Origin of the sequence: Butyrivibrio sp. NC2002, assembly GCF_000702265.1 — a bacterium.
In the GTDB taxonomy this organism is placed as follows: domain Bacteria; phylum Bacillota; class Clostridia; order Lachnospirales; family Lachnospiraceae; genus Butyrivibrio.
The window spans coordinates 518,962-532,575 of sequence record NZ_KL370881.1 but is presented as its reverse complement, the minus strand read 5'-3'; the positions used below and the strand labels follow the sequence as shown (position 1 = coordinate 532,575).

Below are 13,614 nucleotides of genomic sequence, written 5' to 3'. Positions count from 1 at the left end.
TCGCCACTTCATGGCTGTGCCGGTTTGTGTTATCATCAAAAAGTAGTAAGTGCACTACTTGCAAGCGGAATCACCATTGCAAGAATAAGCACAATGATTATTATCGCTGAGATGATTTTTTTATTCTTACCGGAATTAAAAAACCTAAACATAAAATATACTCCTCATTTACTGAAAGGATATTATAGATGAATTTACCCTTTTTTACAAGTTTCATAATTTTGGTTCTCATCACTCAATTAGCCATAAGGCGTAGCGATTCCAAGGCTCAGAAATCAGAGGAAGAATTCTGGGAAAGGGAGCGAAGAGCCAACAGCACCAGAAAAAAAAGTCTCGAAAATCTTAACTACATCTACATTCCAATGGATAGACTTCCTTTTGGGGTAACTGAAGGTAACGACGAAATTCTTTCCTGCGAAAAAAGCATAAAAAATCTTTCCGATAAAAAGATTGTGAATTTCACAGGTATGTCAAATACTGACCTCAAACTTGAGTACGGCACTGCCAACATAACGTCACTTTCAAACTACGATCAAAACTATACCGTCCTTGTAACCACTCTCCAGAAGTGGGCAAAGGAGCTGTATAATGCCGGTTTTTATAAGGAAGCTACAACCATACTTGAGTTCTCAGTTTCCACAAGATCTGATGTTACGGCCAGCTACAGACTCCTCTGCGATATGTACAGGACAAAGCTTGGATTGTCCAAGGATGAGATGCAGAAAAAGATAGATGCTCTTGTTCCCATCGCTGAATCCCTGAACTCTCTTAGCAAATCCCAGATTCTTGAATCTTTAAATCAGACTTCATGAGAGGCTGTTTGTAAACCTGTCAAATGCTGCCTGTCCCTCAGGTGTTCTCTTGTAAACTCCGGCATCTTCAAGAACATGCATGAATACTTCGCCGATCTCGTCATTTATGATCTTATCAATATTTGATGCGTCGATCTTATCATATTTCTTTGAGAACTCATCTACCCAGTCAGCATGTTTCTCAAGTTCCTCGTTTGCCCGGATATCTTCACCCTTTAATATGGCTTCTTTTAAGTCGGCCATTTCACCTTTAAGTCTTGCAGGAAGTACGGCAAGTCCCATTACTTCAATAAGACCTATGTTTTCCTTCTTAATATGATGAAGCTTTGCATGAGGATGATATACGCCAAGCGGATGCTCATCTGTAGTAATGTTGTTTCTAAGAACAAGATCCAGTTCGTACTCATCATCACGTTTTCTGGCAATAGGTGTGATAGTGTTGTGAGGTATGTTGTCAGTCTCAGCAAAAATGAATGCTTCCTCGTCTGTATAGCCTCTCCATTTTTCAAGGATCCTGTCAGCAAGAGCTATGATCCTGTCTGTATCTTTTCCTGAAAGTCTAATAACTGACATAGGCCACTTTACGATTCCGCTCTTTACATCTTCAAAGCCTGAAACAGTAAATGATCTCTCCACCTTAGCTTTTGCCATTGCAAATGTGTAATGACCGCCCTGGAAATGATCATGGCTTAAGATTGAACCGCCTACGATCGGAAGATCTGCATTTGAGCCTACAAAATAATGAGGAAACTGCTTAACAAAATCAAACAGCTTGCAGAATGTTGCATGCTCTATTTTCATCGGAATATGCTGTGAGTTAAACACAATGCAGTGTTCGTTATAGTAAACATAAGGAGAGTACTGAAATCCCCACTGACTTCCATTTATAGTCACAGGTATTATACGGTGATTTTCTCTTGCTGGATGATTTATTCTTCCGGCATAACCTTCATTCTCAACACACAACTGACACTTAGGATATCCGCTCTGCTTTGCCTTGCCTGCTGCCGCTATAGCCTTAGGATCCTTCTCGGGTTTGGAGAGATTGATAGTAATATCAAGATCACCATATTCTGTAGCAGATACCCATTTAACATCCTTTGATATGCGGTATCTTCTGATATAATCCGTGTTTTTAGAAAATTCATAATAGAAATTGGTCGCATCAAGAGGACTCTTTGCATATTCCTCATTGAATTTCTTTATGATCTCACCTGGTCTTCCGACAAGTGTTCCCATGATCTTAGTATCAAACAAATCTCTGTAGGTTACACTGTCTCCACCTGTAAGACCTTTTTCGCAGGCATAATCAAGGATATCAGCCAGAGTCTTCTGAAGAAATTCTCCGCTTTCTATCTCGTCATCACCTATCTTTTCAGATTCGCTTATAATATCCTCTTTACTTCCTTCATATTCATCAAGACCAAGAGTCATGATAAGGCTATTTACCGTATATATAATATCCTCTTTCGGCACAAGATTAGTCTTTACACCATATCCTACAAGCTTTGTAATAGCTTCCTGAATCTTTTCCATAAAATAGTATCTCCTTCCAAAACGTTACTAAAGCCATCACCAAAGCAGATGCCTTAGTGATGGCTTATTTTTATTTATTTAATTACAGTACTGTCGGGCCTCCGCCGATTTCTACGATATAGAATGTAGCATCATATCCGATCTTTTCTCTGTAGGCTTTTCCAACCTTTTCTTTGAATTCGTCTATTGCTTCATCCTTTACTATAGAAACTGTGCAGCCACCGAATCCGCCGCCTGTCATTCTTGAACCAATAACTCCGGGAATTTTCCATGCTTCCTCAGCAAGTGTATCAAGCTCAACACCTGTAACGTCGTAATCATCACGAAGAGAAACATGTGACTGATTCATAAGCTCTCCGAACTTCTTGATATCTCCATCCTTAAGAGCTTTTACCGCTTCTATTGTGCGCTGATTCTCGTAAACAGCATGCTTTGCCTTTATTCTTCTGTCATCATCTTTTATAGCATCTTTGTGTGCCTCAAATTCTTCAATAGATAAATCGCCAAGTCCCTTTATATCAACAACCTTCTGGAGCTCAGCAAGAGCCTCTTCACAAGCACTTCTTCTTGCATTGTACTGAGAATCTGTAAGCTTGTGCTTCTTATTAGTATTTGCGATAACTATCTTGCATCCCTTAAGGCTGATAGGCGCATAGTCAAATGAAAGATCAGCAGTATCAAGGAAAATTGCGTTATCTTCTTTACCCATAGCTACTGCGAACTGATCCATTATTCCGCAGTTGCAACCGTTGTAGTTGTTCTCGGAATACTGTCCGATGAGAGCAAGATCCTGATTTGTAACATCAAATCCGTATAAATCTCTTAAAATATATCCTGTAAGTACTTCAAGAGAAGCTGATGATGAAAGACCTGATCCATTGGGAATATTACCGTAAATCACAAGATCAAATCCCTTATCAAGTTTAAAGCCTTTCTTTTCAAAAGCCCATACAACTCCCTTGGGATATGCTGTCCATCCGGGATTGTTTTCAGGATCGAGATTATCAAGTGATCCCTCCACAACAGCCGCATTATCAAAATTCATAGAATAAAAGCGAAGCTTTCTGTCATCTCTCTTAGCGCAAGCTGCGTATGTTCCTATTGTAAGTGCGCAGGGAAAAACATGACCACCATTGTAATCAGTATGCTCTCCGATAAGGTTAACTCTTCCGGGAGCAAAGTAAGCCTTTACATCATCTCTTTTGCCGTAAATTTTCTCAAATCCTTCAAGGACTTTGTCTTTCATGTTCTGATCCATCTTTCTAAAATACCTCCAACTATTTTGCCCAAACGTTCCCTAAAATATCACGGATATCAGTTTTTAGCTGCTTCCATGAGTTTCTGGCGAAGCTGACCTTCTATCTGAGAAAGCTCTGCCTCAGCATTTTTTCTCTTCTCTTTTCCTTCTGTCTGGATCTTCATTACTTCATCCAATGTAGAAATAAGAGTTTCGTTTGTATGCTTAAGTGTCTCCATATCAACAATTCCGCGCTCAGATTCTTTTGCTGCTTCTACAGAAGCTATCTTAAGTGCGTCAGCATTTTTTCTAAGAAGTGAGTTTGTCATATCGTTAACCTCACGCTCTGCTCTTGCTGCCTGTGCTGAATGCTCTATTCCGATAGCAATGACCATCTGATTCTTCCAAAGCGGAATTGTGTTAACAATAGTGGACTGGATCTTTTCAGCCATTGTTGTATCAGCGCTCTGTACCATACGGATCTGAGGGCCTGTCTGCATAGCAATAGTTCTTGTAAGTTCGAGATCATAGATCTTTTTCTCAAATCTGTCGCAAAGAGCAGCAAGATCCTTTGCTGCTTGAGCATCCTCTGTAAGTCCACTGCTAGCAGCCTTCTCCTGTGCCTTCACAAGATCATTTTCTCTAACCTCGGCAAGCTTCTTCTTACCGGCAATTATGTACATAGAAAGCTCTTTGTAATAATTGAGGTTCATATCGTACATTGTATCAAGCATAGCTGCATCCTTCATAAGGCGCTGCTCATGCTTTTCAAGCTCGCTTGCAATGGTTTCAACATTTGTCTCAACCTTAGCGTATTTGGCCTTCATTGCTGTTACTTTGTTCGCACTCTTCTTAAACAGTGCTTTTATTCCCTTTTCATCCTCTTCGATGTCAAAGTCCTTAAGCTCTGTAACGAGACCTGCTATCATCTGACCGACCTCGCCCATGTCTTTTGTGCGCACATTTTCCATGGCCTTCTCTGAAAAATCAGCCATCTTCTTCTGTGTTCCTGCGCCATAGTTCATTACAGCCTGTGTATTCTTTATATCGATCTGATCCACAAAAGCATCTATCTGCTTAAGTTCTTCTGCTGAAAGCTTAACCTCTGCTGAATCTACAGGCTCTTGCTTTACCTCAGGCTCCGGAGCCTCCATTGCCTGACTTGCGACAGGCTCCCCAAATGAAAGAGTGGGTGTTGAATCCTCAAATTCCTTAAATTCGTCTGACATTACTTAATCCTCCCAAAATAATAATTAAAACTTTAGTTCTATACCTTGCGCATTCTCCTCTGTACTTTGTGCCACCGCCTGTGCCGGAGCTTCCTGATAAGCAGCTCCCTGTGCACTGGCACTAAATAGCTCACTCTCTGTAAGACCGTCCTGCGCCATCATGGTCTTCATTACCGATATATCCGAAGAAATATCCCATGCCATATCCTGGAAAAGGCTATCCAGCAGATTTTCAAAAGCTGCATTTATAACATCCATGGCATCTTCTATTTCTCTCTTTGTCTTTGTTATATTCTCTCCGGCTTCAGGCTGCTTTGCAAGATCAACATATGCATTTAGCAGCTTTGTTGTAGTCGGAAGATAATAGTTCATAAACTTTCTTAAATCATCAGCACACTCAGGTTTTTTCTCAACCTGTGTAAATATCTTTTTCATGATCGATTCAAGCTTGTAGAGCTTATCTGACATCTCATCTCCGGGAATCTGGTCATTGATAGCTCTTATGGTCTTAAGATAGTTTTTTCCATCCTCAAGGATTCCGCTTGTGCTTGCATTATTTACAGGCTGTTCCATAGAAGCAGCTACATTCACGCTTTCTCTTTCAAGCCTTGATCTTTCGGCCTGTTCGTACTGATCAAAAGCTCTCCATGTTAGCATTACAGTAGATTCTGCATTATCGAACTTAATAAATGGGAAAAATCCGAGCTTCATCATTTCCTTTATTCTGTCCAGGACAAGCTTCTCGTCTTCACCTGCAACACGGGCGAGATCTCTAATGCTAAAGTATTCGGAATTTCCAAGTATTTTACCGTATTTATAATAGCTTCCGGTCAATTTGTTCTGCTTAGCGCCTTTGCTGACAAGAGTTGAAAAAAATGCCGTTATAAGCCCTGTAATCGGCAAAACAATCGCTCCGGCTATCGCCAAAGATTCGAAACCTCCTGCAAAACCAATAATTAAAAGAATAAGACCTGTCAGAGCACCCATTCCAAAAGGAATTGCTCCGAAGAGTCCTCCTATTATTTTCCCCACACCTGCTGACTTACTTATTTTTCCGGCAAAAAAAGGAGTTTTCAAGCTAAAGCCACTTGCATAAGTTGTGGTCCTTGGCGCAGAAGCTCTACCCTGAAAATTGTAAGAAGGATTGGTTTTAGCCTTGTTGACCGCGCTCTGTACAGATACCCTTATCTGATCGCCAAGTCTTGAATAATCCCCTGTGTCCACAGCCTTGCTGACGTCACTTAATATCTTGTTTCCCGTTTCCATGAAATCGTCAATGTTGCTCATACTACTCCCAACCGATTTTATTTGTATACATACAGTAAATCTTCTATAATAATGTGAGTAACGCAAAAAAGGTTACCAGCAAATATTGTATAATAACTAAAAAGAAAAAACAATGACAGGGGTATCTCAATGGACAGACAAAATCTAACTCTTCTAACAGACCTGTACGAGCTTACCATGATGCAGGGCTATTTCAAAAACAAGTCCCAGAATGAAACAGTTATTTTCGATGCATTTTTCAGAAACAATCCGTTCGGCGGCGGTTATTCCATAATGGCCGGCCTTGAACAGCTCATTAAGTACATAAAAGAGCTGCATTTTGACGAAGAAGATATTGATTATCTTCGAAGTGTCGGCATTTTTGATGAAGATTTCCTCGAATACTTAAGAGATTTTAAATTCAGCGGCGATATTTATTCTATTCCGGAAGGAACTATTATTTTCCCCAGAGAGCCTCTTGTAAAAGTCATCGCTCCTATTATGGAGGCACAGCTTATCGAAACCGCCATCCTTAATATCATAAATCACCAGTCTCTTATTGCCACAAAATCAGCAAGGATCTGTTATGCAGCAGAAGGCGATGGAATAATGGAGTTTGGCTTAAGACGTGCCCAGGGACCTGATGCAGGAACCTATGGTGCAAGAGCTGCTGTGATAGGCGGATGCATCGGAACAAGTAATGTTCTCTGCGGTCAGCTCTTTGATGTTCCTGTAAAAGGAACTCATGCCCACAGCTGGATCATGAGTTTCCCTGACGAATATACTGCATTTAAAACCTATGCAAAACTTTATCCTTCCGCATGCATCCTTCTCGTAGATACTTATGACACCTTAGGCTCTGGTGTTCCGAACGCTATAAGAGTATTCAAGGAAATGAAGGAAGAAGGTATTGACTTGTCATTTTACGGAATCCGTCTTGATAGCGGAGACCTTGCATATCTCTCAAAGCAGGCAAGAAAAATGCTCGATGACGCAGGCTTTACAGATGCTGTGATATCCGCATCAAATGACCTTGATGAATACCTTATTTCATCATTAAAAACTCAGGGAGCAGCAATCACATCATGGGGTGTTGGAACGAATCTTATCACAGCTAAGGACAATCCGTCATTTGGCGGCGTTTATAAGCTCTCCGCAATTATGGATGATAACGGAACCTTTGTCCCCAAAATAAAGCTTTCGGAAAACACTGAAAAAATCACTAACCCTGGAAACAAAAAGATTTACCGCGTTTATGATAAGGCAAGCGGCAAGATCAAGGCTGACCTGATCTGTCTTGAGAATGAGACCTTTACAGATGATAAGCAGCTTCTTTTATTCGATCCCCAGGAACCCTGGAAAAAGACTCTGCTTCCCGCTTCAAGTTATACTCTCCGCGAGATCATGGTTCCCATATTCAAAAAAGGTGAGTGTGTTTACACATCTCCCAAGACCATGGATATTCGCTCATACTGCTTAGAGGAGCAGAACACACTTTGGGAGGAAACAAGACGACTCTTTAACCCTCATCAGGTTCATGTCGATCTCTCAAGAAGGCTATACGACACCAAGATGAGGCTCCTTGATCAAATGGGCAATCTCGACATGACTGATGTAGAAAACTGATCCGTCATAGATAAAAAACTAAAAAAGTAGCTAAACAAAGGCGATATTCTTATGAGGAATATCGCCTTCGTTGGTATTTGCGCATATTTTTAAATTGTAATAGGTTTCTTTATTTTTTTACTTTTCATAGGGCCTTATGGTCTTAATTGTTCCATCAGGATTATAGCTAAGCTTTGTGTATTTAACACACCTTCTGTGATTTATGCCACCTGAAAGTTCGCAGTCGTGATAGAAAAGGTACCACTCTCCTTCAATCTCTACTATGGAGTGGTGCGTTGTCCAACCGATAACAGGCTCAAGTATCCTTCCCTTATAGGTAAACGGTCCATACGGATTATCTGATATTCCGTAGCAGATATAATGAGTAGTTCCTGTTGAATATGAGAAGTAATACTTGCCGTTATATTTATGAACCCATGGGCCTTCAAAATATCTTCTCTCTTCGTCACCTGCAAGAAGTGGCTTTCCATCTTCATCAACAATCTGTATATCCACAGGCTTTTTTGCAAACGACTTCATATCTGCGCTCATAAGTGCACATTTGGGACATACAGCCGGCTCATCCTTTTCGGGCTCTGTTCCGTTTTCTTCGAATTTACCTGTCCTATACTTTTCAAGCTGACCTCCCCAGAGACCACCGAAATATACATATACTTTTCCATCATCATCCTTGAATGAACATGGATCTATACTAAAACTTCCCTCTATATAGTTTTCTTCAGGTGTAAAAGGACCTTCAGGCTTATCGCTTACAGCAACCCCGAGTCTGAACATTCCTTCCTTATCTCTGGCCGGAAATACCAGGTAGTATTTATCATTTGTAAATACCGCATCCGGCGCCCACATCTGATCTCTTACCCAGGGCACATCGTGCATTGAAAGAGCTACGCCATGGTCTGTCACTTCACCGCCAATCTTATCCATTGACAGTATGTGATAGTCTTCCATCTGATACTCATCACCATTGTCATTGTCCTCTCCGTCGTGCGGAACATCATGAGACGGATATACATATACTTTGCCGTTAAACACATGTGCTGAAGGATCAGCAGTAAAAATATGTGTAACTAAAGGCTCACGTTCTTTACTCATCGCTATCTCCTAATTTATATAAACTGACTTTTCAGATAAAAAGATAACATGATATCCTTTGCCACAGCATTTTAATACTTGTTAATTAACTATCAATTATTGCCGTGATTTTCCACAAATTTTTTTGTCTTTGTTTACTTGATATTTTTTATCGTTCCCGTAGCTGCGCCATTTTTAATTATCATAAGGAAAAATTAATCCGCAATATTTAACTCAATAATAGCAACTTTTAATAATTCAAACAGCATCTTTTTATTATAAAATATTGCTATCAACTATAGAATTATTGACTATTAAGAGGAAAAAGTTATGATTGAAACACTTAACGGCATAGTTGAAACTGTAAACTTCAGACAGAGCACATCAATTAAGCTCTACGATAATGATGAATGTGAAAACTATCCTCCTCACTGGCATGCTGCGATCGAGATCGTAATGCCCACAGAAAATGCTTATCACTTAAATTGTGCAGGAAAAAAGATAGATCTTAGGGAAGGCGATATCATAATAATCTGTCCGGGCTGCATTCACTCAATAACTGCTCCCAAAACGGGAAAGCGCATTATTTTCCAGCCTGATTCCGCTTCTCTTCGCTTTATGCATGATGTGGACAGTCTCATACATGTTATGAGTCCTTTTATAGTGGTCTCTCCCGAAAACTATCCGCATATCCATGATAAGGTAAAAAGCCTCTTCCTTGAGATAGATGAAATATACGGACAAAGCAGTTCCTTCTCTGAAGTTGATATCTATTGCAAGCTTTTGCAGATGCTCTCTTTAATCGGGAAAAACTTCGTAAAGGAAAGTCCGGAACTTGATGTATCCACTTTTCAAAAGGGGGATGAATACTTCGAGAAATTTATTGAAGTATGTGATTATATTGAAGCACACTGCATAGAAGATCTTAATCTCGACGATGTTGCTGCAAAAGCCGGGTTTAGTAAGTTTTACTTCTCCCGCCGTTTCAAGCAGTTTACCGGTGTATCATTCTATAAATACGTCAATCAGAAAAGGATCGCCAAGGCAGAAATCCTGCTCATGGAGCCCAGAAACTCGATCACGGATATATCGCTTTGTTGCGGTTTCCCTTCGCTGTCATCTTTTATCAGGATGTTTAAGATAATAAAGGGCTGCACACCAACAGAGTTCAGAAACATGTACCGAACAAGAGATGATTTCGCTCTTCCAAAAGAAGTATGACTTTTCAGAGCTTTTTCGTTTTATAACCTGCATTTGATCTTACAAACCTTTGTAGTCAAATGCAGGGATAAAACTCGCCATATCTGTACCTTCTCCCTGAAAAAATCCATTCTCAATTCCATTATCTATCGCAAAATCTATAAGGTCTTCGTAATCACTTTCTTCAACTTTATTTTTAAGCTCGGGATATTTGCTCAAATCCCCAAATGGAGTGAACTGATTCATTATGCTAAGGTATACTTTGTCCCTGTACCTTTCAAGAAGCCTTTCAACAACATTTTTCGAATCATTAATCTGTCCCGGTAAAACCAGATGTCTTATTATAACCCCCTTTTTCATCAGAGGTCCTAAATAGTCATCCTCACAATCTTCCATTAATTCATTGTATAATGAAGCACTTATTGTTTTATCATTTAAACTATCGCTGGTTTCTCCACCCTCAGTCTTTTTGTCCTCTGTGCTTCTTTTTATCTCAAATAAAGGTTCTCCAACCTGCCTTAGCATCTCATCTATCGCTGCAATTGCTATATTGAAATAGTTTGGAGCATTACTATATCTTATCGCTATCTCATCTGAATAATACTTGCAGTCCGGAAGGTATATATCAATAAGGCCCTCCAGACTTTTCAAGGTTTCTGCAAGCTCATAACCGCTGGAATTATATACCACAGGTATCTTTAGCCCCTCATTTCTGGCCCTTTCAATAGCAGGAATAATAAGTGGAACAAAGTGAGTCGGGGTGACCAGATTAATATTTGAAGCCTTTTTGTCCTGAAGCTCCAGAAATATCTCGCTAAGGCGCTCTTTTGTAATCTCCTTTGATACTTCACCTGTAGCTATCTGCCTGTTCTGACAAAATACGCACTGCAGATTACAGCCGGAAAAGAACACAGTTCCTGAACCGTTTTTGCCGGATATGCACGGTTCCTCCCATGCATGAAGGTAAGCCTTGGCTGCCGTTATCTTACCTGTTTGGCCACAAAAACCAAGCTCTTTCTTATTTCTGTTAACACCGCATTTTCTTGGGCAGATCATGCAGTTGTCCAATAAATCACACTTCACTTTTTGCAAGCATCCTCTTCTTTTCTTCTTTTTCAGCCTTATTGCGTTTTCTTAATCCGGTAAAAAACTCCTTAAGTATCTGACTGCTCTCTTCTTCCAGAACTCCCTTTACCACCTCTACCTGATGGTTGAATTCAGGGTTCTCAAGGATATTTAAAATCGATCCTCCACAGCCTGATTTAGGGCTAAGTGCCCCCATCACAACCTTTGGTATTCTCGACTGAACTATTGCCCCCGCACACATTTGGCACGGCTCAAGAGTAACATAGAGTATGCAGTCTTCAAGCCTCCAATCTCCGATTTTTTTGCAGGCTTTTTTTATTGCGGTGATCTCAGCATGGCAGAGTACGGATTTATCCGTGTTTCTCCTATTATAGCCACGTCCTATTATTTTATCTTCATATACTATAACGCAGCCAATCGGCACCTCTCCAAGCTCCATAGCCTTTCTCGCCTGCTTCAAGGCTGCCTTCATATATTTTTCGTCTGAACTTATCATATTTTCTATTCCTACCCAAATACTAGAATTTGAAGTACTTATTTGTTATCATATTGTAATACGAATTATATATGATATATGGGGCAAAAGTAAATTTCCCCATAATCCGTAAGCGTATTAGTTTTTTAAAGAGGTTTTTTATAAATGAAGATATCCACAAAGGGGCGTTATGCACTTAGAGTCATGATTGACCTTGCTCTCCATGATGATGGCAATTACATAGCACTTAAAGATATTTCTGCAAGACAGAATCTTAAGATAAAATATTTGGAACAGATAGTCACAAACCTGGGAAAAGCCGGGCTAATTAAGAGTATGCGCGGCAACAACGGTGGTCACAGACTAAAGAAGAAGCCTGAAGAATACAGGGTTGGCGATATTTTAAGAGCTGTAGAAGGAGATCTTGCCCCTGTCGAATGTTTGGAGGGAGACGATATCATCTGTCCTGCACTTGACAGATGTCCCACCATCAGCTTCTGGAAAGGTCTCGATAAAGCTATTAACGATTATGTTGACAGCTTTACATTAAAGGATCTCGTCGGTCGCACCATAAAGGATGAAGATCTTTCTGCACCAATTGACTGTTGACAAAGATGTCATCTCTAAGTATCATGAATAATTGACGGTCCTGTAACGGGTGCATGCATCTGTGCGGACCCGGGTCCTACGCAATGAGAGCCTGCGAACCGTGTCAGGTCGGGAACGAAGCAGCACTAAGCGGAATTTCTCATGTGTTGTAGGGGTGCCTGGATTCGCCGCATGCATCCTTTACAGGATCGTTTTTATTCAGCATAAGGCACAAGACATCATTTTTCCTATTGTCTTGCCAAATTGTGTTACAATAATATAGAACTCAGGATTCCTAAATGCCTTTTCCTATTTGCATTCAGGAAGTCACGTTAATAAATTCCAAGTATTCCGGTGGAGGCGAAAATGATCACATCACAGATAATCCAAAACAGCATAGATGAATTGTCAGCTATTACAAGAGTTCAGCTTTGCGTATATGACTTAAAAGGAAAGGTGGTCGCATCCACTTCAGAGATCACTTCATTTGATGCCGGAATGATCGCTGATTTTGCTTCTTCGCCTGTAGATTCTCAGGTTATCGGCAACAACCACCTATTAAAGATTCTTGATGAGGGCGATCCTGCGTACGTTCTTCTCTCCAGCGGTCAGTCAGATGATGCCTACATGGTCGGAAAGATCTGCGTAAGTCAGCTTCAGAATCTTATAGTTGCATATAAGGAAAGATATGACAGAAATAACTTTTTCCAGAACCTTCTTCTCGATAATCTGCTCCTTATAGACATCTATAACAGAGCAAAAAAATTACGAATTGAAGTCACAGTTCCAAGAGTAATTATCATCGTTGAAACCAAAGCAGAAAGAGATTCAACCGCTTCAGAGCTTCTCTCCGGAATGTTCTCAAGCCAAAACGGAGATTATGTCACAGCTGTTGATGAAACAAGTGTGATCCTTGTTAAATCTCTAAAGACCGGCGAGGGCTATCCAGAAATCGAAGAAGTTGCATCCTCTATCGCTTCTATGATGAATACTGAGGCAATGCTCGATGTAAGAGTAGCTTACGGAACCATCGTAAACGAATTAAAAGATCTGAGCAAATCCTATAAAGAAGCAAAAATGGCACTTGATGTCGGAAAAATATTCTATGCTGAGCGCCATGTAAATGCATACAACACATTAGGAATAGGAAGACTTATATATCAGCTTCCCATTAACCTATGCAAAATCTTCATTGATGAAATTTTCGGAGGAAAAGAAATTCCCGAAAACCTCGATGAAGAGACACTTAATACAATAAATAAATTCTTTGAAAATAACCTTAATGTATCAGAGACTTCAAGACAACTCTTCGTACATCGTAACACTCTTGTTTACAGAATTGAGAAACTCGAAAAAGCAACAGGTCTTGATATCAGAACCTTCGATGAAGCTCTCACATTCAAGATCGCACTTATGGTTATTAACTATATGAAATACGTAGATTCAAGAGAATTCTAAGATCAGTCTTATAGCGGGGCATCATGCCCC

12 protein-coding genes and 1 other RNA gene are annotated in these 13,614 nt (G+C 40.1%); 6 read left to right on the top strand and 7 right to left on the bottom strand.

Features of this window, described 5'->3' with window-relative positions; genetic code table 11:
• The first annotated feature begins 188 nt into the window (after nucleotides 1-188).
• Entirely contained in the window at nucleotides 189-812 is a 624-nt protein-coding gene (locus tag T543_RS13330; protein WP_035769245.1) for a hypothetical protein, read from the top strand.
• On the opposite strand, the gene galT is transcribed toward T543_RS13330, so the two are convergent.
• From galT to T543_RS13310, 4 genes are all read right to left on the bottom strand, one after another.
• Nucleotides 807-2,348: a UDP-glucose--hexose-1-phosphate uridylyltransferase gene (galT, locus tag T543_RS13325; RefSeq protein ID WP_035769242.1), complete on the bottom strand. Its 1,542-nt coding sequence runs from the start codon at nucleotides 2,346-2,348 to the stop codon at nucleotides 807-809. The genes T543_RS13330 and galT overlap by 6 nt on opposite strands.
• A gap of 82 nt (nucleotides 2,349-2,430) precedes the next feature.
• Nucleotides 2,431-3,594, bottom strand: coding sequence for a galactokinase (locus T543_RS13320; protein WP_035769593.1), 1,164 nt, complete (start codon nucleotides 3,592-3,594; stop codon nucleotides 2,431-2,433).
• A gap of 68 nt (nucleotides 3,595-3,662) precedes the next feature.
• A complete protein-coding gene (locus T543_RS13315; protein ID WP_035769239.1) occupies nucleotides 3,663-4,814 on the bottom strand; it encodes a toxic anion resistance protein in 1,152 nt (383 codons plus the stop codon).
• Nucleotides 4,815-4,838: 24 nt separating this feature from the next.
• Nucleotides 4,839-6,101 (bottom strand): 5-bromo-4-chloroindolyl phosphate hydrolysis family protein, encoded by a 1,263-nt coding sequence (locus T543_RS13310; protein WP_051638782.1) that lies wholly within the window; start codon nucleotides 6,099-6,101, stop codon nucleotides 4,839-4,841.
• A gap of 129 nt (nucleotides 6,102-6,230) precedes the next feature.
• Here T543_RS13310 and T543_RS13305 point away from each other — a divergent pair, with 129 nt between their 5' ends.
• On the top strand, nucleotides 6,231-7,706 hold the full coding sequence (locus tag T543_RS13305; protein WP_035769236.1) for a nicotinate phosphoribosyltransferase: 1,476 nt from the start codon (nucleotides 6,231-6,233) through the stop codon (nucleotides 7,704-7,706).
• Nucleotides 7,707-7,823: 117 nt separating this feature from the next.
• Here the strand turns inward: T543_RS13305 and T543_RS13300 are convergent, their stop codons facing one another.
• Nucleotides 7,824-8,798, bottom strand: a complete 975-nt coding sequence (locus T543_RS13300; protein WP_035769234.1) for a glycoside hydrolase family 43 protein — start codon at nucleotides 8,796-8,798, stop codon at nucleotides 7,824-7,826.
• 309 nt (nucleotides 8,799-9,107) lie between these two features.
• On the opposite strand from T543_RS13300, the gene T543_RS13295 reads away from it, so the two are divergent.
• The gene (locus T543_RS13295) at nucleotides 9,108-9,998 is read left to right on the top strand and encodes an AraC family transcriptional regulator (protein WP_035769233.1); all 891 of its coding nucleotides are present in this window, start codon (nucleotides 9,108-9,110) and stop codon (nucleotides 9,996-9,998) included.
• Nucleotides 9,999-10,037: 39 nt separating this feature from the next.
• Here T543_RS13295 and T543_RS13290 read toward each other — a convergent pair whose 3' ends face one another.
• Both T543_RS13290 and tadA read right to left on the bottom strand, forming a co-directional pair.
• Entirely contained in the window at nucleotides 10,038-11,060 is a 1,023-nt protein-coding gene (locus T543_RS13290; protein ID WP_330370004.1) for a radical SAM protein, read from the bottom strand.
• The gene (tadA, locus tag T543_RS13285) at nucleotides 11,050-11,559 is read right to left on the bottom strand and encodes a tRNA adenosine(34) deaminase TadA (RefSeq protein WP_197023970.1); all 510 of its coding nucleotides are present in this window, start codon (nucleotides 11,557-11,559) and stop codon (nucleotides 11,050-11,052) included. Before tadA ends, T543_RS13290 begins: the two co-directional genes overlap by 11 nt.
• Before the next feature lie 144 nt (nucleotides 11,560-11,703).
• Here tadA and T543_RS13280 point away from each other — a divergent pair, with 144 nt between their 5' ends.
• The 3 genes from T543_RS13280 to T543_RS13275 all read left to right on the top strand — a co-directional run bounded on the left by T543_RS13280 (nucleotide 11,704) and on the right by T543_RS13275 (nucleotide 13,584).
• Nucleotides 11,704-12,147: an RrF2 family transcriptional regulator gene (locus T543_RS13280; RefSeq protein ID WP_035769232.1), complete on the top strand. Its 444-nt coding sequence runs from the start codon at nucleotides 11,704-11,706 to the stop codon at nucleotides 12,145-12,147.
• A 67-nt stretch (nucleotides 12,148-12,214) separates the two neighbouring features.
• An RNA gene (gene ffs / locus T543_RS15700) (signal recognition particle sRNA small type) lies at nucleotides 12,215-12,314 on the top strand.
• Nucleotides 12,315-12,492: 178 nt separating this feature from the next.
• Nucleotides 12,493-13,584 (top strand): PucR family transcriptional regulator, encoded by a 1,092-nt coding sequence (locus T543_RS13275; protein WP_035769230.1) that lies wholly within the window; start codon nucleotides 12,493-12,495, stop codon nucleotides 13,582-13,584.
• Nucleotides 13,585-13,614 lie beyond the last annotated feature (30 nt).